The 21,198-nt window shown below is 44.5% G+C and carries 17 protein-coding genes and 2 tRNA genes; 7 read left to right on the forward strand and 12 right to left on the reverse strand.

What is annotated here, in order from left to right:
- Positions 1–16 precede the first annotated feature (16 nt).
- The 5 genes from DR864_RS02620 to DR864_RS02640 all read right to left on the reverse strand — a co-directional run bounded on the left by DR864_RS02620 (position 17) and on the right by DR864_RS02640 (position 2,931).
- Positions 17–310, reverse strand: a complete 294-nt coding sequence (locus DR864_RS02620; RefSeq protein ID WP_114065487.1) for a hypothetical protein — start codon at positions 308–310, stop codon at positions 17–19.
- A gap of 120 nt (positions 311–430) precedes the next feature.
- A complete protein-coding gene (locus tag DR864_RS02625; RefSeq protein ID WP_114065488.1) occupies positions 431–1,240 on the reverse strand; it encodes a hypothetical protein in 810 nt (269 codons plus the stop codon).
- Positions 1,209–2,426, reverse strand: coding sequence for a site-specific integrase (locus DR864_RS02630; RefSeq protein ID WP_114065489.1), 1,218 nt, complete (start codon positions 2,424–2,426; stop codon positions 1,209–1,211). The genes DR864_RS02625 and DR864_RS02630 overlap by 32 nt, the downstream gene beginning before the upstream one ends.
- A gap of 319 nt (positions 2,427–2,745) precedes the next feature.
- A tRNA-Asp gene (locus tag DR864_RS02635) sits at positions 2,746–2,819 on the reverse strand.
- A 35-nt stretch (positions 2,820–2,854) separates the two neighbouring features.
- Positions 2,855–2,931: transfer RNA gene (locus tag DR864_RS02640), tRNA-Asp, on the reverse strand.
- A 162-nt stretch (positions 2,932–3,093) separates the two neighbouring features.
- Here DR864_RS02640 and DR864_RS02645 point away from each other — a divergent pair.
- Positions 3,094–4,194 carry a Nif3-like dinuclear metal center hexameric protein gene (locus DR864_RS02645; protein WP_114065490.1) on the forward strand — a complete coding sequence of 367 codons (1,101 nt, stop codon included), beginning with the start codon at positions 3,094–3,096 and terminating at the stop codon, positions 4,192–4,194.
- 42 nt (positions 4,195–4,236) lie between these two features.
- Entirely contained in the window at positions 4,237–4,968 is a 732-nt protein-coding gene (locus DR864_RS02650) for a zinc ribbon domain-containing protein (RefSeq protein ID WP_114065491.1), read from the forward strand.
- A 134-nt stretch (positions 4,969–5,102) separates the two neighbouring features.
- Here DR864_RS02650 and DR864_RS02655 read toward each other — a convergent pair whose 3' ends face one another.
- A complete protein-coding gene (locus DR864_RS02655; RefSeq protein ID WP_114065492.1) occupies positions 5,103–6,800 on the reverse strand; it encodes a sodium:solute symporter family protein in 1,698 nt (565 codons plus the stop codon).
- 88 nt (positions 6,801–6,888) lie between these two features.
- Positions 6,889–7,053 carry a hypothetical protein gene (locus DR864_RS30040; protein ID WP_205319194.1) on the reverse strand — a complete coding sequence of 55 codons (165 nt, stop codon included), beginning with the start codon at positions 7,051–7,053 and terminating at the stop codon, positions 6,889–6,891.
- Positions 7,054–7,269: 216 nt separating this feature from the next.
- On the opposite strand from DR864_RS30040, the gene DR864_RS02660 reads away from it, so the two are divergent.
- From DR864_RS02660 to DR864_RS02670, 3 genes are all read left to right on the forward strand, one after another.
- Positions 7,270–8,028: an SDR family NAD(P)-dependent oxidoreductase gene (locus DR864_RS02660; protein WP_229599506.1), complete on the forward strand. Its 759-nt coding sequence runs from the start codon at positions 7,270–7,272 to the stop codon at positions 8,026–8,028.
- Positions 8,029–8,132: 104 nt separating this feature from the next.
- Positions 8,133–8,609, forward strand: a complete 477-nt coding sequence (locus tag DR864_RS02665) for a nuclear transport factor 2 family protein (RefSeq protein ID WP_114065494.1) — start codon at positions 8,133–8,135, stop codon at positions 8,607–8,609.
- A 40-nt stretch (positions 8,610–8,649) separates the two neighbouring features.
- A complete protein-coding gene (locus DR864_RS02670; RefSeq protein WP_114065495.1) occupies positions 8,650–9,426 on the forward strand; it encodes an SDR family NAD(P)-dependent oxidoreductase in 777 nt (258 codons plus the stop codon).
- Positions 9,427–9,477: 51 nt separating this feature from the next.
- Here the strand turns inward: DR864_RS02670 and DR864_RS02675 are convergent, their stop codons facing one another.
- The 5 genes from DR864_RS02675 to DR864_RS02695 form a co-directional block, all read right to left on the reverse strand.
- On the reverse strand, positions 9,478–9,978 hold the full coding sequence (locus DR864_RS02675) for a dihydrofolate reductase (RefSeq protein WP_114065496.1): 501 nt from the start codon (positions 9,976–9,978) through the stop codon (positions 9,478–9,480).
- 141 nt (positions 9,979–10,119) lie between these two features.
- The gene (locus DR864_RS02680; protein WP_114065497.1) at positions 10,120–12,447 is read right to left on the reverse strand and encodes an OmpA family protein; all 2,328 of its coding nucleotides are present in this window, start codon (positions 12,445–12,447) and stop codon (positions 10,120–10,122) included.
- A 140-nt stretch (positions 12,448–12,587) separates the two neighbouring features.
- Positions 12,588–14,003, reverse strand: coding sequence for a tRNA lysidine(34) synthetase TilS (gene tilS, locus DR864_RS02685; protein WP_114065498.1), 1,416 nt, complete (start codon positions 14,001–14,003; stop codon positions 12,588–12,590).
- A 42-nt stretch (positions 14,004–14,045) separates the two neighbouring features.
- Positions 14,046–15,041 (reverse strand): sugar phosphate isomerase/epimerase family protein, encoded by a 996-nt coding sequence (locus DR864_RS02690; protein WP_114065499.1) that lies wholly within the window; start codon positions 15,039–15,041, stop codon positions 14,046–14,048.
- 106 nt (positions 15,042–15,147) lie between these two features.
- On the reverse strand, positions 15,148–18,897 hold the full coding sequence (locus DR864_RS02695; RefSeq protein WP_114065500.1) for a ThuA domain-containing protein: 3,750 nt from the start codon (positions 18,895–18,897) through the stop codon (positions 15,148–15,150).
- A 155-nt stretch (positions 18,898–19,052) separates the two neighbouring features.
- Between DR864_RS02695 and DR864_RS02700 the strand changes: the two genes are divergently transcribed.
- Entirely contained in the window at positions 19,053–19,781 is a 729-nt protein-coding gene (locus tag DR864_RS02700) for an NUDIX hydrolase (RefSeq protein WP_114065501.1), read from the forward strand.
- A gap of 115 nt (positions 19,782–19,896) precedes the next feature.
- Positions 19,897–21,144, forward strand: coding sequence for a peptidase T (gene pepT / locus DR864_RS02705; RefSeq protein ID WP_114065502.1), 1,248 nt, complete (start codon positions 19,897–19,899; stop codon positions 21,142–21,144).
- Positions 21,145–21,198: the final 54 nt, after the last annotated feature.

Raw genomic sequence — 21,198 nt, forward strand, 5'->3', positions numbered from 1 at the left:
CCTGATTTGAGAAGGATTAAAAGAAGTCTTCAGGAAATAGCTTGTTTAAATCAGAAGCATATACGAATACCATCCCGCCGATTTTAACGGTTCTGAACATGCCGGATCTTTTGAACTGCTCAAATTTGGACCTCGACCAGCCCATCCTTTTACAAACTTCGGCAGGGCGTAATTTTTCAGGTGCGACAGGTGTTTCCTGTCGATTTTCGAGTAAACGGGTAATACGGTCAAAGTGTTGAGTCATTTCCGACATCAAAGTGGAGTAGTCTACTGCCTTGGGACCTGGGTCGTGTTTTTGGTTTTCTTTCATGGTAAATGAGTGTTGAAAAAATCTGTTATTATTTACTATGCAATACTATGAAAAATAGTTGACATCATTCAAACGTAACATTAAAAAAAAAGGGTTCCCTCCGAAATTTTATGAAAACGATTAATTGAAATTAAAATTAAAAGGGTAGGGATGCTCACTCATTAACGCCTGAATATCATCTATAATTTTGATATACAGTGATTTGTGTGTTGGATTTGACTCAATGAAGGCTTTTTTGAAATCTCCAAGTGTTAAATCAAGAATTGAAGCTCCCAAACGATTGTATTCAGTATTAGTATTCTTGAAGTTGATATAATGTGCTTTCCACGTCCAAATTTCGTCAGCATATTTTTCTTTAAATTTACTTAATGAAGGAATGGTTTTGGAATAATAGGTAAGCAACTCCAATGGGCTTATTTTGTGAATACCCTGAATGGCTTCGTTAAGCAGGGAGGTATCTTGATCAGGGAATTCCTTAGCCAAGTATGTTATCATACTTTGGTTTAACAGTTTGTTTACCATATTATCCAATTCATAATCTTCGTATTTAAACCCTTCCAACAATTTATTAATATCAAATTCTTCCATAGTTGTCCAGGGCCTGTTTTCCTTCATAAAGCTTGTATAGGCACGGCTTATATGATCCATCAGAAACATTGTCTCTCGATCAAGCAATTTTTGGAGGTCTTCGCTGAGCGTATTCAACTCATTGACAGTACACCATAAGTTAGTGGCACTTTTAATTTTAGCGGTCAGCCGGTTAAAGGTGATACGAACGTATAGCGCATGTCGCCACAAATTTGGGTCTTTCTCTGTTTCATCATTGTCGACAACGGGCCGTATATACAAATTCAGGTAATGTTTAACGGTAATTTTTTTATCCGTAAAATTTACCAGATTAATCTTGTCCTGACTCAGCTCCTCCGTCATTGGCAGGTGGGCTGTTTTGTTTAAAGATTTTTTTGAGGGCTTCATTTTGAACTTGTTCTATTGCATGAACATACTTATCTGTTTGCTCCCGTTTGCTGTGCTGAAGTTGTAACTGAACCAGTTTAGCATCTCCCGACAGCATGTAAAGATTTGTGCCAAAGGTATCTCTTGATGCTTTAAAATACAATCTTGGGTCAACATCCGCCATAACTGCAATAATTTTTAATAGCTTATTTACTTTTTGGCTGGACATTCCTTTGAAAATCCTTACTTTATTTCTTTGAGGTAGGTATTTATTGAGAATCCTAGCTGGAGCCCCGTCAAATAACAGGAAAAGCGGCTTATAATCCCATTTACCTGTTTTTATTGATTGGTATTTTAAGCCTTCACCCTCTTCAGTAAAAACAACTTTTTCCCGGGTAAGAGCATAACTGTCACAATGTCTCAAGCCCGTGTAACAACTGAAAAGAAACATATCCCTTGCCATTTCCAGCTCTTTTTGTTCAGGTGTAAACTCAAGCATTTCTATTCGTTTTCTCTGTTCAGGCAGAAGAAAAAGCGCATCTGTTGGCTCGGTGACCAGTTTGAATTTCCGATAAGGGTTTTTGTCTTCTGCCAGTAAATCATGAAGGATGGCCAGATTAATGTATTTACGAAGGTGACGATGATACTTCTCTATGGTATTGATGTGTTTTCCTTTCTTACGCAGAAAAATATCAAAGTCCTGTAAAAACGAATAAGTCAAGTCTTCAAACTCTACTTGTTTTTTAAATGCACACAGGTTATTGAAGGTAACAGTGTGAGTAACGATTGTAGCTTTAGCCAATTGGGGTTGTTTTGCGAGCTGCTGGCGATAGAATTCAGTAAAACTCAAGGCGTCAACCTTTTTTGCTGGCTTTAAGGATTTGAGGAAATGCTTAAAATCGTCTAAGCTAAACTTCTTATGTGTAGCTCGGTAATGAATTTCGAAATTTTCAAATTCTCCGATTTTTTCCCGCAGCATCCTGGCAGTATATGGGTCTTTTGCGGTGTTCTTTTTATCATCCCACTCTTTTTGTGTCAAGTGTAGTCGGGTTGAAAAATAGCGCCTGGCTCCGTCTAAGTAAGCTTGAATCTGCACCAATCCTTTGCCTTTTTTCTGAATTTCTTTCTTACGATCGAAAACTAACTCATACTTTACTTTCATTGTGCTTGTGTTTTTAAGTTCGCACAAACATAAGTATTGGAAAACAGGAAAAACAGGTATCAAAAAAGTAGCAAAAAATCTGCTATGATATGGTAAAACATAGTAAGAAAAATGCCAAAAGGGATGGCAACAGAAATTCGACCATTGCTCAATTTTCAGCCTTTTTTAAATGGTATGATAGAAGAAGTTTAAATAAAACAGTGTGGTAGGTATCAAAAAAGTATCAAAACTGTTAGTAGATAATTTTCAAAAAAAGTGCCCTAGGAGCGCCAGAAAGGGCATAAAACAAAAAAAGCTCAGATTTCTCTGAGCTTCTAAGCGGTCCGGACGGGACTCGAACCCGCGACCCCCTGCGTGACAGGCAGGTATTCTAACCAGCTGAACTACCGAACCATTTTTACTTTGAAAGAACGTTACTAAAACACTGTTGGCGGTCCGGACGGGACTCGAACCCGCGACCCCCTGCGTGACAGGCAGGTATTCTAACCAACTGAACTACCGAACCATTTTTACTTTTTGCGTTTTGGTTTCTGCTAAAAGTGGTGCAAAAGTAGTATTTTTAGCGTTCAATGCAATACATTTACCAAATAAAAACACGCTTTTTTTATAAAAAATGTGCTTTTATGATCGAAAATTCTCATTTCTAAAGAGTTACAAAATTAAATAAATGACGGTTGTCAAAGAAATTGCCCATTATTTAGAACAACTGGCCCCCCTTGCTTACCAAGAGTCGTATGATAATGCGGGTTTGATTGTCGGAAATCCCCAAACTGATGTGACAGGAGTACTGCTTACACTGGACTCTACGGAAGCCGTAGTGGATGAGGCCATCGCGAAAGGTTGTAATCTGATTGTGGCGCACCATCCGATCGTGTTCAAAGGACTCAAAAAATTAAACGGGCGCAATTACGTTGAGCGAACTATCATCAAAGCTATTAAAAATGACATTGCGATTTACGCCATTCATACCAATCTGGATCATGTAATGGGAGGGGTAAACTCAATGATTGCTGAGCGACTTCAACTTCAAAATGTCAGGATTTTAGCACCCAAATCGGATACCCTACTAAAATTAGTTAGTTTTGTCCCTGCGGAGTTTACCCAAGCAGTCTTGGACGCACTGTATGAAGCGGGTGTGGGGGCCATTGGAAATTATGACCATTGTAGCTTTCGGGTAAATGGTACGGGAACATTCCGACCCAATGAAATGGCAAAGCCCTTTATCGGGAGCGCTCAGAAAGACGAAGAAGTAACCGAAAATCGCATTGAAGTAATCTTTCCAGCCCATTTGCAGGGAAAAGTACTGAATGCGCTAAAACAGGCTCATCCATATGAAGAAGTAGCGTACTATCTTTCCGCGTTACAAAATCTAAACCAAGAAGTGGGGGCGGGGGCCGTCGGCGAATTGCCGAATGCGATGACGGGAGATGAATTTTTAACGCATTTGAAAGACACAATGGGCTTGCAGATGATTCGCCATACCGCTTTGGTGAGTGATTCTATCAAAAAAGTAGCGGTTTGCGGGGGGGCAGGCGGCTTTCTCCTCAACGATGCCATCGGAGCCAACGCCGACGTTTTTGTGACGGCCGATTACAAGTACCACGAGTTTTTTGATGCCGATGGACGTATTCTTATTTGTGATGTCGGACATTATGAAAGTGAAGTTTACACAAAAGAATTATTACAACGATATTTGTCGAAAAAATTCGTTAATTTTGCGACAATTTTGTCGGATACTAATACAAATCCAGTCTTTTACCGCTCTTGAGTAAAAGGTTGAAAATCGAAAATTGTAAATCGTAAATACTGAATGGAACTGACAGTCGCGCAGAAACTGGACTTGCTCCTTAAATTGCAAGAAATTGACTCTCAATTAGATGACATCAAAAAAATCCGTGGCGACTTGCCCGAAGAAGTAAGAGATTTAGAAGATGACATTGCAGGATTTGAAACCCGCATCGGGAAGTTCAACAGCGAAATCAGCGCTCTTGAAGATGAAATCAGTCGTTACAAAGCCGCAAAGAAAGACGCGGAAAAACTGATTGCCCGCTATAAGGAGCAACAGATGAACGTTCGTAACAACCGTGAATACGACGCCATCACCAAAGAAATGGAGCTTCAATCGCTTGAAATTGAGCTTGCCGAAAAAAAATCTCGGGAGGCTGATTACAAAGTGAAGGCCAAAAAAGAAGAAATCGCTGCTACTGACGGTTTGCTCAAAGAACGTCGCGAGGATTTGAAAGCTAAAAAACAGGAGTTGGATGTTATCACTTCTGAAAGCCACGAAGACGAGAAAAAGCTTTTAGAAAAACGCGATCTTCAGGCCACCAAAGTGGAAGACCGCTTGTATAAATCCTACACGAAGATTCGTAACAACTCAGGCAACGGCCTTGGCGTAGTAACGGTTCGTCGCGGGGCTTGCGGAGGCTGTTTCAACGTTGTTCCTCCCCAACGTCAGGCCGATATTCGTGAGAAAAAGAAAATCATCGTTTGTGAACACTGTGGCCGTATTTTTGCCGACGTCGACACTGAATATAAGTAATCAATGTTAGTCGTGCTTTTCCTTTGAGAAGTAATGCTATTGAGACCAACAAAAAAGCTGCACAACGACTGTGCAGCTTTTTTGTTGGTATACAGTATCGGTTGAGCGCAACCAAAGGCAATGGGGTGAAAGTTTTAGGCTTTATCGGGGGCTTTTTCGACCATAAACTGCCAGAGCCATGCAAACAAAATGACCAGAAGACAGCCTACGACGTTGAGCCACAAAAATGCCATAACGTCAGATAGCCAACATACCACTACGCCAATTTCGGCCAGTACTGCCCCCCAAAATGTGGCTTTCCCACCGAGGTTTTTAAAGTAAAAAGCCACCAAAAATATTCCCAAAATAACCCCGTAAAACAATGAACCTAAGATGTTTACGGCTTCAATCATGCTCCCCAATTTGCTGGCGTATTGCGCCACTGCTACACAAAATACCCCCCAACCAATGGTAGCCACGCGAGAGGCGGTAAGGTAATGGTTTTCGGAGGCATCTTTACGGTACAGGCGTTTGTAAATGTCTACAATACTCGTGGATGCCAATGAACTGTAAGCCGCTGCAATAGAACCCATGGAGGCGCTGAAAATGACCGCAATGAGTAGACCAATGAGCCCGATGGGTAGGCGGTCCAGAACAAACCGCAAAAAAACGTAATTTACATCACTGGTGTCGGCGGTAGGATTGTTCTTTTTGATGAGGGCCACGGTTTCATTACGTATCTCTTTGGCAATGCCTTCATTGGTTTGTAGCATTGTTTTTTGACGGGTTACTTCAGCTTCATCGTCACTATCCATGGCTTTTGCCAAGGCGTTGACGGTTTGTTGACGCTCAAAAGTTAGCTTCTGGTGTTTTTGTTCAAGTTGCTGATAGTCAGTTGCATATATGCTCGTTTTGAGTTTGTCGGTTTCTACTTTGTTGAAAAACAAAGGGGCGGGATTGTATTGGTAATACACAAAAACCAAGACGCCCACCAATAAAATCAGGAACTGCATCGGGATTTTGAGCAAACCATTCATCATCAGACCCAAGCGGCTTTGGCCGATGGATTCTCCCGTCAGATAACGCCCTACCTGCGATTGGTCGGTTCCGAAATAGGAAAGCTGCAAGAAAAAACCGCCGATAATCCCTGACCAAATATTGTAACGGCTATTGGGGTCAAAATGAAAATCAATGGTGTTGAGTCGGCCCGCTTTACCGGCTATTTTGAGGGCATCTACAAAACCTACATCGGCGGGCAGTAAATGCACCACCATGTAGCCTGCCACGCACATCGCAACGGTCACAATCATCATCTGTTGGACGTGCGTATGGGATATGGCCTTCGTACCGCCCGACACGGTGTAGATTAACACCACGGTTCCCATAAAAATATTGGTCCACATGATGTCCCAACCCAAAATAGTAGCTAAAATGATGGAAGGGGCATAAATGGATAGTCCAGTAGAAAGGCCTCGGGAAAGCAAAAATAGCGTTACGGTAAACATCCGGACGCGCATATCAAACCGTTTTTCTAAAAACTCGTAGGCGGTAAATACCTTGAGGCGGTGAAAAATAGGAATGAAAGTAATACTCAAAACGACCATAGCAAGCGGTAGGCCGAAGTAAAATTGAACGAAGCGCATTCCATCCGAAAACCCTTGCCCTGGCGCCGACAAAAAGGTAATGGCGCTGGCTTGGGTTGCCATCACCGAAAAACATACGTGATACCACGGAAGCGACTGATTGGCAATGAGGTAATCTTCCATGTTTTGTTTGCCTCGGCTGCGATAAACTCCGTACAAAACTATAAAGCCAAGCGTACCAATCAGTACAATCCAGTCAATAGAACTCATTGAGAAAGTGGTGTTAGGACATGGCCCGAAGGCCCGTGCGGTTAAGAGTTAGGAACTATAAATGTTGGAATTATATTAGGTGGGAAAATCAGTCAAAATAGTGCATCATTGCGTAAAATAATACAATAAGAACGATTAAAGTCCCAATCACAATCCCGTACATTTGGGACCAAGTTTTTATAAAAGGCGGAAGGCCTTCGCACTCATTTTCGGGAGGGGGAGAGGATTGCGGTGTTTGGTCAGGTATTTTCATAGGGGGTGGTTAGAGGTAATAGTCTATCAACTTTCGGGTATATTTGTTTTACAACGGAAAATTAACCAAAATGCGTGCCGTAAAATTAGTTCTAATCTACTGGTTTCGATTTTTTATGGTGTAGAAAGTCAAAAAATTAGATTAAATCGTAGTAAAAATGGATTCAATTGCATTTTTTTAGTTTTGAATATTCGCATTCATTCATTTTCAACCCTCATGATGTTTAAAGACCAAGTAGTAATTATTACCGGTGGTTGCTCTGGAATCGGGCGGGCGGCGGCTTTTCGTTTTGCACAAGAAGGAGCAAAGTTGTTCATTGCCGACCTGTCTGAAAAAGCGGGCGATGTTTTGATGGAAGAACTAGAAAAAGTGGGGGCGGAAGCGGCTTTTGCCCGCATTGACGTGACGGACTCCGAAGATGTTGAGCGCATGGTTGCGGATTGTATTCAGCATTTTGGCGGTATTCATGTGCTTATCAACAGTGCGGGGATTTTGGGCCCGCGCGCCCGGACCGAACGGTACCCCGTCGAAGACTTTAAAAAAGTAATGGAAATCAATGTTTTTGGCCTGTTTAATTGTATGCAGGCGGTTTTACCGCACTTTTTGGCCAAGAAAAGTGGGAATATTGTCAATCTTGCATCGGTAGCGGGCTTGGGAGGCTTTGCAGGTCATGTGGGTTATTCGGCGAGTAAACACGCCGTGGTGGGCATGACCCGCACCGCCGCGCTCGAATACGCCAAACATGGGATTCGCATCAATGCCGTTTGCCCCTCGTTTACGATGACGCCCATGCTCGAAAACGCGATGACCCACGACGATACCAATTACCTTGATGCGCTTCAAAATGCCATTCCCATGAAACGATTCGGAAAGCCCGAAGAAATTGCCGACGCCATTATTTACGCGGCTTCTTCGGCGGCTTCTTTTATGACTGGGCATACCCTGGTGATGGACGGAGGGCTGATGATAGCGTAGCGCTGTTGTAATGTGCCGTAGGGGGCTCAAACCCAACGACAGCGATTTCTTTAAACCGAGAAATACAAATAGTCACTTTTTTTGCACAATCCTATTTTAATAAAATGCACCCAAATCAAGCCCTAATCGAGCGTTTTTATACGGCTTTTCAGCAGAAAGATTTTCGTACCATGCAAGCCTGTTATCATCCCGATCTTCGTTTTTCTGACCCTGTTTTTCCTAAATTAAAGGGTGCAGAAGCAGGACTTATGTGGGAAATGCTCCTGACTAGAAGCGCTGATTTAACGATTACGTTTGGGAATGTTCAGGCCGATTATCGAAGCGGAAGTTGTGATTGGGAAGCTACATACACTTTTTCGGGGACGGGACGTACGGTTCATAACGTAATACACGCCGAATTTTTGTTCAAAAATGACCTAATCTCGCGCCATGACGACCGCTTTAGCTTTTATGAATGGTCGTCGCAGGCGTTGGGACTGACGGGGAAAATATTGGGCTGGAGCCGATTTTTGGAGAAAAAAATTCAACGAAAAGCGGCAGATGGTCTCCGAAATTTTATCCAGAAAAAAGCTAAAAACTGAAAGTCGGATTTTATACCTTCATCTTACCTAAACCAAAGTCATGAATAGCGAATCAGCAAAAAATCTTTTTGATTTAACGGGCAAAGTTGCCGTTATCACGGGGGCCAGCAAAGGCATTGGAGAGCAAATTGCACGTTATTTTGCCCAATTTGGCGCAAAAGTCATCATCAGTAGTCGTAAACTCGCTGATTTGGAACTTCTCGCTGAAGAAATTCGCCAAACGGGTGCCGACGTCACGGCCGTTGAGGCAAACATGGGCGACGAAGCCCACATCAAACATCTGTGTGACAAGGCCGTTGAAATCTACGGAGGAATTGATATTTTGGTGAATAATGCCGCTTCCAATCCCTATTACGGGCCCACCGTTGATTGTCCAGATGCGGCCTTCGACAAAATCATGGACATTAACGTAAAAGCGCCATTTCAACTCAGCAAATGGGTGCATCCCGTCATGAAACTACGGGGTGGAGGCAGTATCATCAACATCAGTAGTATTGCGGGAGAGACGCCTGACCCAGGTTTGGGGATATACAGTGTCAGTAAGTCAGCCTTGAATATGTTGACCAAAGTTTTTGCCAAAGAGTGGGGTGACGACGGCATACGGGTCAACGCGGTATGTCCAGGACTGATTAAAACGAAATTCAGTAAAGCCCTATGGGAAAACGAAAAGACGCTGAATCATTTTACCAAACGGATTCCTATTTCGCGCATGGGAACGGTCGAAGAAGTAGCCTCTTTGGTGCTTTATCTTGCTTCTGACGCCTCGGGTTATTGCACGGGCGGAATCTACACCGTAGACGGTGGCACGACCATTTGATTGAACTCTGACGTGTTTTTGTAAGGCTAAGAAAATCAACACATCTGGATTTTATTGATTATTCGTTTTTTCGTACACTAAAAAAGAATATGCGTAGGCATGTTGCTCGTCGGTGGGGAAATCCTGCCGACTTTTTAATTTAAATTCAGATTCGGAAAATGCTGGGAAAAAGGCGTCTCCTTCAAACGTGCCGTGTACAACGGTTAAATGGATGATGTCGGCCAGTGGCAATGCCTGACGGTAGATTTCAGCGCCGCCGATGACAAACACTTCTTTGTCATTTTTGCAGGCTTCGAGCGCTTCTTCCAGACTTCCTGCCCGGGTAAAACCTTCTTCCAATGCATAATCTTCTTGACGCGTAATGACAAAGTTGCCCACTTCTGATGCTAAACGGTCGGGGGTATCGTAGCTTTTTCGACCCATTATCATTCGGCAACCTTTCGTAACCTTAAAAAAATTGGCCCAGTCGTTGGGTAAATGAGGCCAGGGCAAGCGCCCCTTCAAGCCAATGGCCCGATTTTCCGACATGGCGCTGATTAATGAAATTTGCATAAGTTGTTAGATTAAGACATTGCTTAAACCTCAAAGTTAAAAATAGGTTTTAAAAAGGCCCGTTTGTTACCCCAAAAACAAAACAGCGAAGCCTTATGGCCTCGCCGTTTGTTTCCTATCCTTACTATACTGCTATTACTTTTACTTTCCAGTGAGGGCTTCACCCACTCCTCCTTTGACCGACAGAATCTTGAATTCTGTTCGGCGGTTGAGGCGGTGTTCGGCATCTTCACAATTTGCCCCATCAACACAATCGTTGACTAATTCTGACTCTCCATAACCTCGGGCTACCAATCGTGACGGGGTGATTCCTTTGCGGACCAGATAATCGAAGGCGGCGCGAGCGCGGCGCTCAGAGAGACGTAGATTGTATACGTCGCTGGCGCGGCTATCGGTAAATGATCTCAACTCAATTTGCATCGTTGGATACTTCTTCATCAGGCCTACTACTTTATCCAGTTCTTTGGCGGCTTCGGGACGAATGAAAAACTTATCCAAATCGTAATAAATATTATCGAGGGTAAACACGTCGCCTGTACCGTACATGCTAAGGTCACTTTCAACGATTTTCTTCTTTGTTTTCTTATTCTTGTTGATGGTTTGTTCGTTGGTCGCCAATTCGTCGCCCTCGGCCCGCAGATCGTAGTTGCGGCTTGGGTCAACTTCAAACTCGTACCCTCCATCGGGACCCGTTACTACGGTGCGTTCAGCACCCGTTTTTTGGTCTTTTAAGGTTACTTTTACACCTTCCTGCGGTGATTGATTTACTTCACGTTTTACCGTTCCGCGCAAAATCGTGTTCTCGCTTTTGTTGAGGTAAATCGACACGCTCATCTGTGGATTGGCCGACTGGGTCATCGTTGAGAAACGAACATTGTTGGTGGCGTATCCTTCTTTGATGGCCTTAAAGTCGTAATCGGTTTGTGCTTCCAAGCAAATCTTCGTGGCACCATCTATTCCCGTTTGTTGCATGTCTTGGTTAGAGCCATTTTTTACGATTCTAACGTCTGCTCCTTCGATGGGAGTGTTGGTTTTGGCATCAAGTACCAAGATTTCGAGCGGACGGCAGGTGCGCGTAAAGCGGTAAATATTGTCGTCAGATACGCCTTTGCTGCGGTTAGAACTGAAGTAGCCAGTACCTAATTCTTTGTCGCTAATTAAACCAAAATCATCTTTTTCGGAGTTGATGGGTGCGCCCAGGTTTTTTACGCCTTTGTAGGCAATTCCTTCTTTAAGCTCGGCATAAAAAATATCCAGACCGCCCATTCCTTCGTGACCGTCGGAGGCAAAGTAGAGGTTGCCCCCTGCGTCGATAAACGGAAACATTTCATTGCCTTCGGTATTGATTTCCTTGCCTAAGTTGACGGGAGTACCCCATTGTCCATTGTTGTATTCCACAACGTAAACGTCCGTACCGCCAAATCCACCAGGCATATCAGAGACAAAATAAAGCTTGGTATCATCGGGTGAAAGGGCGGGGTGGCCCGTAGAATAATCGTCACTATTGAAGGGGAGTTCTTTGACGCCGCCCCAATCTTTGCCTTTTTGGTCGGCAATGTATAATTTCAATTTATTGATGCCGTCGTTACTTTTCTTGCTTTTTCCACCGTTGTAGTTGTTACGGGTAAAGACCACTTTTGTGTAATCTTTGAAGAAAGTAGCGGGGCCTTCGTGGTATTTTGTGTTGAGCGTGCGGCTAAATTTCTCGGCTTTGGTGACGGGCATTGGCAAGTCGGGGGTGGGTGTGGCCTCCGCGAGTGTGCCTGTGTTGCCATTGGAGGCCGAGGCACCGCCCAAGGTTCCCGCTGAGTTGACGTAGGTGTCGCGTACGCCTTTGAGCGCCGAGGTATCGGGGGTGAAATATAAATCAAGGAACGGGGTTTGGTTCCAGTTAAAAACCCGTTTTATAATGCCTGATTCGGCCCGTGAGGAAACAAAGACCAACCCGCCTTTGAAATACATCGGGCTAAAATCAGCTTGTCTGGAGTTGACTGGCAAATACTCAACACGATACATGGCCGAATCTTTGTAAAAACGATTCATGTCCATGTACGTAACCGCAAACTTTCGGCCGCGTAAATCGGAGGATTGTAAGTCGGCGTACTTGCCATACATTTTTTGCGACTCACGGTGTTTGCCGTTGCTTGCCAGCGCTTGGGCATAGTAGAGGTAATTTCGGCTGTCTGAATCGGCAAAACTCTCTACCAATTGTCCGTAAACTCTTTCCGCATTGCGGGTGTCTTGGAGACGTCGGTAGCTGTAAGCCAATTTTTCTAGCGCCTCCTTTCGTTCGACAGGGTCAGACTTTTTGTCAACGCGAAGGAATTCTTCGTAGCCCCGCACAGCATCGGCATAGCTGTATTCGTCAAAAGCCCGATTGGCCGACCGGAGTCTGGCGTTTTGGGCGAATGCGTTGAGTGTCATCAGGGCCAGAACAAATCCCAACGCGATTTTACCTACGGTTTTCATAATTGCAAAAGTGTTACAGTAGCAGGAAAATAGGATTCTATCTGTCAAGTGTCAATTACTGTGCCAAAAAATAAAAGTAAGCTTTTTTTGTGAAAAAACTATTGGGTTAAAGCGAGTTGTTTGAAATAACTATCTGTTTGTCAATTGGATATGGATTGTGAAAATTTTATTATTTTCACAGTTGTGTCGCTGATTTTAAAACGCTCATCCAATCGAAAGCCTACCAACCAAGCGATTTCGCCGCCTGATTCGAGTACATAGACTTGGTCTTTTCGATTTCTGGGCACCTTTGCATCGACCAAAAAGTCACTTATTTTCTTCCTTTTTCCCTTCATTCCCAGCGGACAAAACCAATCGCCGGGCTGCCAAAGACGAAGATTGAGCGGAAATGTTAGCGCATCCGCATCCATGTAAGCGACTTCATTTTTATTTTCTGAAACAGTGGTTTCCCCAATTGCCCATGCCAAATGCCCTCCAGCATAGTTAATTTCACCGCCAGTTTCATGCAATTCATAGGATATGGAGTTAGGTATTTGGGAAGGAGCCACAAGCCATTTACCTCGGTTCATGGTCAATGTGTGCGTTGGTGAGAAATACTGTTTACCCGTTTGCCCTTTTCGGTTGAGCCAAATGAGTTTTGATTGTTGGTACGTAAAACCCAAGCCCGTGAGCCACTGAGCCAACAACTCTACCGGGGCAACTTGCTGTTCTAATGGCGCAATATCAATCCGCGTTATGCTACCTTCGACCCTAATGATTTCGGCCTCAATGGTTTTGCGGCTCGCTGCCAGCAGGTTTTCGGTTGCTTTGACGCGCTCGGCCAACGTGGCGACGGAGGCCGCTACATTTGGATTGAGTTCCCTTAAAATAGGAACGACTTGGTGGCGTAGCCGATTGCGGGAATAATCAACGGAAGCGTTGGAACTGTCTTCCCGCCAAGGCAATTGATTTTGCGTAAGAAAAGTCTGTATGTTATTTCGAGGGGCAAAAAGCAGCGGACGAACCAAACGGTCTTTTTTGGGCAGAATGCCGTGCAAACCCGCCAAGCCCGTACCCCGCGTTAGATTAAGCAGGACGGTTTCAAGGAGGTCATCTTGGTGGTGAGCGGTGAGAATATAGTCATAGTGAAATTGCTGACGGATCTCTTCAAACCAAGGATAACGCAATTCACGGGCGGCCATTTGGGTAGAAATGCCCCGTTTTTTGGCAAATACCTTGGTCTCAAACCGTTGCACGTGGCAGTCAACGCCGTATTTTTGAGCCAGTTGTCGTACAAATACTTCGTCGCCTTCGGAGTCTTCGCCCCTTAATTGGAAATTACAATGCGCAATGCAGAAAGAAAACCCCGCCTCATGGCAAAGTTGCGTCAGAACGACCGAATCAATGCCCCCGCTCACCGTCAGCAATAATCGGTCGGTGGGCGTAAAGAGTTGGTTTTCGGTAATAAAACGTAAGAAAGCTTGCAGCATTGGTCGGTTATTGGCTTGGCAAAGATACGTATAAAAAAAGAACGTCGCCGAGGGAGACTCCTCGACGACGTTGATAAGAAAATGCATTGGTAAATGCTAGACGCTTACCGATGTTGGCAACTTGAATAATTAACTTAATAAGGCTTTCTCCAACAGTGCCTTCGTGGCCTTTATGCCAGCATCTTCGTCTAAATAGTTTTCTTTGGAACCCATCATTTTCATAAAACCACCTTCGTATTCAATACCGATAAATCCTTTGAAATTGGGAGTGATACCAGCTTTGACAATCGGCATCATTTTCGCGAAATCTACATCGGTACAATTCCCTTTTTCATCAAATGTATGCGTTTTGGCACTGACTCCTTTGGCAAAAGGCATGAGCTTTTTTACTCCTTCGTATTTATCAAATTCGTGCAAAATCTTTGCATTTTGATACCCTTCCATCGTCAGGGTTTTGGGAAGTTCGCGTTCGGTAAAGTTGCCAAAATCGGGCAAAACACCTGCATTAGGACTTTTGATTTGTTTCAGCAAACTCACTAACCAATCAGGGTTGGTTGAAACATTGATGTGGTTTTCGATAATGATGTCGATACCAACTTTCTCGCCGTATTCGACGAGTTTACTATAGCCGTCAACTCCTGCTTTTAACAATTCTTCGGGTGTTCCGTCGCCTGTCATATTAACCCGGATAGAATGACAGCCCAAAAACTTTGCCGCATCTACCCATTTATAGTGGTTTTCAACGGCCTTCAGGCGTTTGGCAGCATCACTTGCACCAAGGTCTCCTTCGCTGTCAACCATGATAAGCACATTGCGAACGCCTAAATCGGTCGTACGTTGTTTGAGTTCGCTGAGATAAGCTTGGTCTTGTCCTTTGTCTTTCCAAAACATGGACACGTATTCTACGGCGTTGATGCCAAATTCGTTCTTGGCTTTGGCAGGGAAGTCCATGTTTTTGAGCTTGCCACTGAACAATGAACCTGCCAATGAAAACTCGGCCAATGAAATGGTAAACCAAGGTTTGGCAGTAGCAAAGGCAGATTTGGCCACAAAACCTGCGGCAGTAACCATTCCCAATTGATTCAGGAATTGGCGACGATTAAGGTGATTATCTTGAAATGTCATTTTTGTAAATGTTTACAGTTTAACGTCGGCAAGCAGTTCCACTGTGGGTTCTAAATCAAGTAGAGAATGTCGGCAAGGTTTTAAACCTTGCCGACATTAATGCGTTCTATTCTTTTTTTCCTTCAAACACCATTCCCATGGCTTCAAGCTTTATTTTGGAAACATGAGCGCTTTCGTCACGGATGAAATAAACGGTGGCTTTGCCGTCGGCGTCAAACTTGTCGGGGGTGCCCGTAGCGCTGATTTCGCCACCTTGTCCGCCAGCATCCATGATTACCTTGCCATCTTTCACCTTTACTTCGATGTATTCAAAAGGCAATCCTGTCATTTTGTATTTACCAGCATAGGCGCTGATGTCATTTTTGGGCGTTGCATCGACCACGGGCAGATTGGTTGCGGCAGGAGTGTCGGTTTTGAATTCGATTCCCATCACGACCATGAGCGAGCCTTCCGCTTTTGGATTTTGGAATACCAAATAAATGTCATGAATGCCTTCGGTGGGGGTAAGGTTGATTTTTGCGGCATTTCCTCCAAAACCTCCTTTGTCGGTAGCTTCAATAAATCCAGATTCGCCGATGAGTTTACCCGTAGGGGAATCTAAGCGAAGCTCAATATTCCCTCCTTGTGCATTTAACTGGGCTTTGGGGGTAGCAACGACTAATTCTACTCGCTGAATGCCTGTTAAATCAGCCTGAGTAAGTCCTATGTAAGCGCCCGATTTGCCTGGAATTACAAAGTCATTTCCGCCAAAAGACATTTTGGCTGCCGACTCATATTTGTCAAAACCATGCGGGCTTATTTTAGCATTCCGAAGGGTATAGGTTTGTTCTGAGGCAAGCGATGGCAACCCTTTGCTGCCTTGGTCTTCGTAAGACGCCCGGAGAATGAACACACCCTGACCTTTGTCGCCAGCAGGGATTTTGGTGGTGTAAGAACCTGCCACTGGCAACGATTTCGGGTTGGCTTTTTCGTTAGAAAGACTCAAAATGTATTTCACCATATCGCCCGCATCAGTTGCTGAAAGTTGTGGGTGACCCGCCATGGGCGTTTCGCCCCATACGCCGCTGCCACCTGAGATCACTTTTTTAGCGAGTTTTTCGATGGCGCTGGCATCGCCTTTGTATTTTTGAGCAATGGCGGTGTACATGGGTCCGATAGATTTTTTGTCAATGCTGTGACAGGCCTGGCAGTCGCTCGCAGCAATGAGTTTTTTCCCAGTGGCAAAACTTGCACTCGCATCTGCTGAGCGGTGGCCTTGAGCAATGGCGATTTTGTCATATCCCTCAGCCAAGTAGTCAATGCTGACCGCTACTTGTTCGGGTTTGATTTTTCCATTGGCGAGGCTTCCGTCTTCTTTGTCGCTTACTTTTACTTCGTAGTCAAACGATTTGTTAGCGAAAAAGAAGGTTTTGTTGCTTTTGGGTAAGTCAAATGTTAGCACTGGCGGCTCATTGCCAGCGGTCAATTCCAACGATTGAGTATTGGAAGCGCCTTTTGCGTCGGTCACGGTTAAGGTGGCTTTATACACCCCTGCTTTGGCCAGCGCCAACGTTGGATTGGGCTCGTTTACAATTTTGTTAAAACCGTCTTTGGAGGTAATTTTCCAAGAATATTTCAACGCATCACCGTCTGCATCAATGGTTCCTTTTGACGAAAGGTTTACTTTGAAGGGAACCGAGCCCCCCATTTTGTCGGCAGTTACCTGTACTACTGGTTTTCTGTTTCCGCCGTTGTATTCAATCCGTATCAAACGCGCATCATCGTTGGCCGTAAACCAGCCCGAGCCGTATTCGAGCATGTACAAATCGCCATTGGCATCAAACTCCATGTCCATTGGATTGCTGAATTTGTAGCTTGGCATAAAACGGTCCATCGAAACATAGTTGCCATCTTTATCCATCGTTACGGCCATAATCCAGCCGCGCATCCAGTCGTAGGTCAGGATTTTGCCGTCGTAATACTTGGGGAATGCGCGAGCGGCATTTTTGAACTCTTCACTGTAAAATACGGGTCCAGCCATGGCATTGCGACCGCCGCTGCCCACCATCGGAAACTCGGGAGATTCGCCGTAAGGATACCAAATGAAGGCTTTTTGGGCGGGTGGTAGTTCTTTTAAACCAGTGTTGTTGGGAGAGGTATTGATGGGCTTAGCCGCGTCCCATTTTTCGCCCGATTTATTGTTAACAAAATCAAATTTGTTGTATGCTTTGTTGTCGCCCACGAAATGCGGCCAACCAAAGTTACCCGCTTTGCGGGCTTGTCCGACTTCGTCGTGTCCCGCAGGCCCACGGTCGTCGGCGGGTTTGTTGGCGTCGGGGCCTACTTCGCCCCAATACACAAAACCTGTTTTCTGGTCAACTGAAATGCGGAATGGGTTACGGTGGCCCATGGTATAGATTTCGGGGCGGGTTTGTGGTGTACCTTTGGGAAATAAATTTCCTTCGGGAATCGTGTAGCTACCGTCAGGTTGCGGTTTGATGCGAATGATTTTTCCGCGCAAATCGTTGGTGTTGGCCGATGATTTTTGGGCATCCCATGATTCACGACCAGGGCGCTCGTCGCTGGGGCTGAAACCGTTGGAGCCGTGTGGGTTGGTATTGTCACCCGTTGATAAGTATAGATTTCCCGCTTTATCCCAAGCGATGGAGCCCCCCGTGTGGCAACATTCTTCGCGTTGGGTAGCTACTTCCAAAATTACTTTTTTTGAGCTCATGACCAACTCGTCACCGCGCAATTCGTAACGGGTTAAGATGTTTTTAGGCTCGCCACCCGCGGGTGAATAGTAGAGGTAAATCCAGTGGTTTTGGGCGAAATTAGGGTCTTTACTCAATCCCAAAACGCCATCTTCACCTTCTGCTACTTTTCCTTCTTTGCTGGTATACTTGGTGTTTACGTCGAGCTTGGCAATGGTTTTGAGTTGCTTTGTTTTGGTATTATAAAGTCGAATTTCTCCTTTGCGTTGGATGAATAAAATGCGCCCATCGCCCAACACGGAAAGTTCCATGGGTTCGTCAAGTTTTTCTTCCAAAACTACTTTTGTAAAACGGTTTTCGTCGGGACGTGCTTTGGTATAATCCAAAGGTTTGGGAGCATCGCCTCCCATCACATAGTTCAAACCAGCCCAGATGTGATTAAGGAAAAGAGGTTCCGAGAATGTTTCATCAGTATGCCCCATTGCCGTGTAAAATGCCCTTCCTCCGTCAAAATCTTGGTACCAGCTCATGGGATGGTTGTCCCCGTTTTTGCCTCCCTGATAGGTTTTTTCATCAATTTTCAGGAGCACATTAATGCTTGGGCTGATGTTTTTAAAGGCATAAAATTCATCGGTACGTTCAAACTCATCGGGCATTCCTTTGGTTGCCCAATGGTTTTTCATGGCTACGATAAATTTCCCTTTTTGCACATTGCTTGGAACAGAAGGGTGATCTAAAAAATACGCTCCCGCCAAGCGTCCGTACCACGGCCAGTCGTACTCGGTATCGGTGGCAGCGTGGATGCCTAAATACCCGCCACCTGCTTGGATATAATGCTCAAAATCAATCTGTTGGTTGGCGTTGAGCACGTCGCCAGTCGTATTTAGGAATACCACCGAACGATACCGTTTTAGGTTTTCGGGGTTGAATTGCGTGGCATCTTCTGTCAAATCCACAATGAATCCCTTTTCTTGGGCCATTTTTTGAAAAGCGACTTTTCCTGCCTCAATCGAAGCGTGCCGGAAGGCAGCGGTCTTGCTGAAAACCAACACGCGGCGTTCGGGCGACTGCCCGAAAACCATCGCTGCGCCACATATCAGCAATCCCCAACTAAGTAGCAGGAAACGGACTGATTTTTGGGTATTTACGTTTACTTTTTTCATGAATAAAACGAGTTGAAACTGATAGGTTAACTTGGTAATGTTTTAATTTTAGCAGAGATAATTTTGTTATTATCTCATTGTGGGACAATAATACTTGATTTTATTTTATTACTCAAATTTTTCTGTATTTTTGCCTAAAACCTTATCCTGCATGTATGCCACTTATAAATGAACTTGATGATTTTTTAGCGTTAAAAGACCGTTTTATCCCTCAACTTTCAGTCGATTGTGTGATTTTTGGTTTTCATAATCAACAACTCAAAGTATTATTGCTGAAATTGAAAAACTTAGATTTATGGGCGTTACCTGGTGGGTATGTAGACCAGAGTGAAGGAATTGACGAAGCTGCTCAACGCATTTTGGAAGAGCGGACGGGCCTGAGAGATATTTATTTGGAGCAGTTTCGGGTATTTGGTTCGGCAGACCGCTCCACCAAGGAATTTATTCAAAAAATTATGGAAGTACACCGGCCCGAAGCAATGAATGATTCTTGGGTGTTGCAGCGATACGTTTCCATTGGATATTATGCGCTGGTAGACTTTTCAAAAGTGAACCCCAAGCCAGATTTTTTGTCAGAATCCAGTGAATGGTTTGAGATGAAGCAATTGCCAAAATTGGCCTTTGATCACCGCGAAATCATTCAAAAAGCGTTGGAAACCCTGCGTATAACGCTGGATTCTAAATTGGTAGGCTCCAATCTTCTGCCCGAAACATTTACGATGATGGAGCTGCAAAGCCTTTACGAGACTATTTTGGAGATGCCCCTTCGTCGGAATAATTTTCAGCGAAAAATGCTGAGTTTGGATATTTTGGAACGAGTCGAAAAACTGTACACGGGAGCTGCCAACAAAGCGCCGTATCTGTATCGATTTAAAAAATCGTAGTCAATTTTCGATTTAAAACAGTTTGTTGACCGTCAATATTTAAAGGTTTGGTAAATTGAAAACCGTTTAGCATCTTGCTAATCGGTTTTTTTTTATTCACTAAACCCACCAACTCATGTCATCAACTCCCTCCACTGTGCTTGACCGATTTCTGCGATATGTTCAAATTGATACGCAATCAGACCCTAATTCCACCGCCCAACCTTCTACCGAAAAGCAAAAGGATTTGAGCCGATTGTTGGTCACTGAACTTTTTGAAATGGGGGTTTTAGACGCGCACCTCGATGAGCACGGGTATGTGTACGCCACGCTCCCCGCCAACACGACAAAATACAACGTACCAGTGATTTGTTTTTGTTCGCACGTCGATACTTCGCCCGATTGCTCAGGGGCAGGGGTAAAGCCAATCGTGCATACGAAGTGGGACGGTTCTGACATTGTATTGCCCGATGATTTATCGCAGGTGTTACGCCAATCGGAACATCCTGATTTGACTGCCCAGATTGGCAATGACATTGTGACCGCAAGCGGCGCGACGCTACTCGGGGCCGACAACAAGGCGGGTGTGGCAGAAATTATGGACGCTGTTTATTTTTTGATTAACAATCCGGACATCAAACATGGAACCATCAAAATTCTCTTCACACCAGATGAAGAAATTGGGCGCGGTACTGCCAAGGTAGATTTAGAAAAATTAGGGGCGGCTTTCGGGTATACTATTGATGGTGAGAGTGTTGGTACGCTGGAAGACGAGACTTTTAGCGCGGATGCAGTCAAAATTACGATTTCAGGCGTAAGTACGCACCCTGGTTTTGCGAAAGGGAAACTCGAAAATGCGCTTAAAATTGCGGCGGACGTGCTGGCCACATTGCCGAAAGATACATTGTCGCCCGAAACGACCGAAGACATGGAGGGGTTTATTCACCCGACTAATATTGAAGGAATTCTGGAAAAAGTAACCCTCGGATTTATCATTCGTGATTTTACAGTGGCAGGATTGCACGAAAAAGAAACGTACTTGAAGCGTATTCTGGAAAATGTTTTGACAAATTATCCACATTCTACTGCTCATTTTGAGGTGATAGAGCAATATCGAAACATGAAGGAAGTGCTGGACCAACACCCGCAGGTGAGCGACTATGCGCTGGAAGCGATTCGGCGCAGTGGCCTGACCGCCAAGCGGCGTAGTATTCGTGGGGGGACCGACGGGTCACGGCTTTCGTTTATGGGATTGCCGTGTCCAAATATCTTTGCGGGCGAACACGCGTTTCACTCAAAATTGGAATGGGTTTCGGTGCAGGATATGCAAAAGGCCGTCGAAGTGATTGTGAATCTTTGTCAAATTTGGGAAGAAAAAGCGTAGTATTTGCGCTACTATTGATCCATTATTAACTGCCATTTGATAAACTAAACCGTT

Origin of the sequence: Runella rosea (assembly GCF_003325355.1) — a bacterium.
In the GTDB taxonomy this organism is placed as follows: Bacteria; Bacteroidota; Bacteroidia; order Cytophagales; family Spirosomataceae; genus Runella; species Runella rosea.

Bases quoted from the DNA above. Each gene is read 5' to 3' on its own strand.
- DR864_RS02620 (WP_114065487.1), bottom strand. From the start codon at position 310: ATGAAAGAAAACCAAAAACACGACCCAGGTCCCAAGGCAGTAGACTAC.
- DR864_RS02625 (WP_114065488.1), bottom strand. From the start codon at position 1,240: ATGACGGAGGAGCTGAGTCAGGACAAGATTAATCTGGTAAATTTTACG.
- DR864_RS02630 (WP_114065489.1), bottom strand. From the start codon at position 2,426: ATGAAAGTAAAGTATGAGTTAGTTTTCGATCGTAAGAAAGAAATTCAG.
- DR864_RS02645 (WP_114065490.1), top strand. From the start codon at position 3,094: ATGACGGTTGTCAAAGAAATTGCCCATTATTTAGAACAACTGGCCCCC.
- DR864_RS02650 (WP_114065491.1), top strand. From the start codon at position 4,237: ATGGAACTGACAGTCGCGCAGAAACTGGACTTGCTCCTTAAATTGCAA.
- DR864_RS02655 (WP_114065492.1), bottom strand. From the start codon at position 6,800: ATGAGTTCTATTGACTGGATTGTACTGATTGGTACGCTTGGCTTTATA.
- DR864_RS30040 (WP_205319194.1), bottom strand. From the start codon at position 7,053: ATGAAAATACCTGACCAAACACCGCAATCCTCTCCCCCTCCCGAAAAT.
- DR864_RS02660 (WP_229599506.1), top strand. From the start codon at position 7,270: ATGATGTTTAAAGACCAAGTAGTAATTATTACCGGTGGTTGCTCTGGA.
- DR864_RS02665 (WP_114065494.1), top strand. From the start codon at position 8,133: ATGCACCCAAATCAAGCCCTAATCGAGCGTTTTTATACGGCTTTTCAG.
- DR864_RS02670 (WP_114065495.1), top strand. From the start codon at position 8,650: ATGAATAGCGAATCAGCAAAAAATCTTTTTGATTTAACGGGCAAAGTT.
- DR864_RS02675 (WP_114065496.1), bottom strand. From the start codon at position 9,978: ATGCAAATTTCATTAATCAGCGCCATGTCGGAAAATCGGGCCATTGGC.
- DR864_RS02680 (WP_114065497.1), bottom strand. From the start codon at position 12,447: ATGAAAACCGTAGGTAAAATCGCGTTGGGATTTGTTCTGGCCCTGATG.
- tilS (WP_114065498.1), bottom strand. From the start codon at position 14,003: ATGCATTTTCTTATCAACGTCGTCGAGGAGTCTCCCTCGGCGACGTTC.
- DR864_RS02690 (WP_114065499.1), bottom strand. From the start codon at position 15,041: ATGACATTTCAAGATAATCACCTTAATCGTCGCCAATTCCTGAATCAA.
- DR864_RS02695 (WP_114065500.1), bottom strand. From the start codon at position 18,897: ATGAAAAAAGTAAACGTAAATACCCAAAAATCAGTCCGTTTCCTGCTA.
- DR864_RS02700 (WP_114065501.1), top strand. From the start codon at position 19,053: ATGCCACTTATAAATGAACTTGATGATTTTTTAGCGTTAAAAGACCGT.
- pepT (WP_114065502.1), top strand. From the start codon at position 19,897: ATGTCATCAACTCCCTCCACTGTGCTTGACCGATTTCTGCGATATGTT.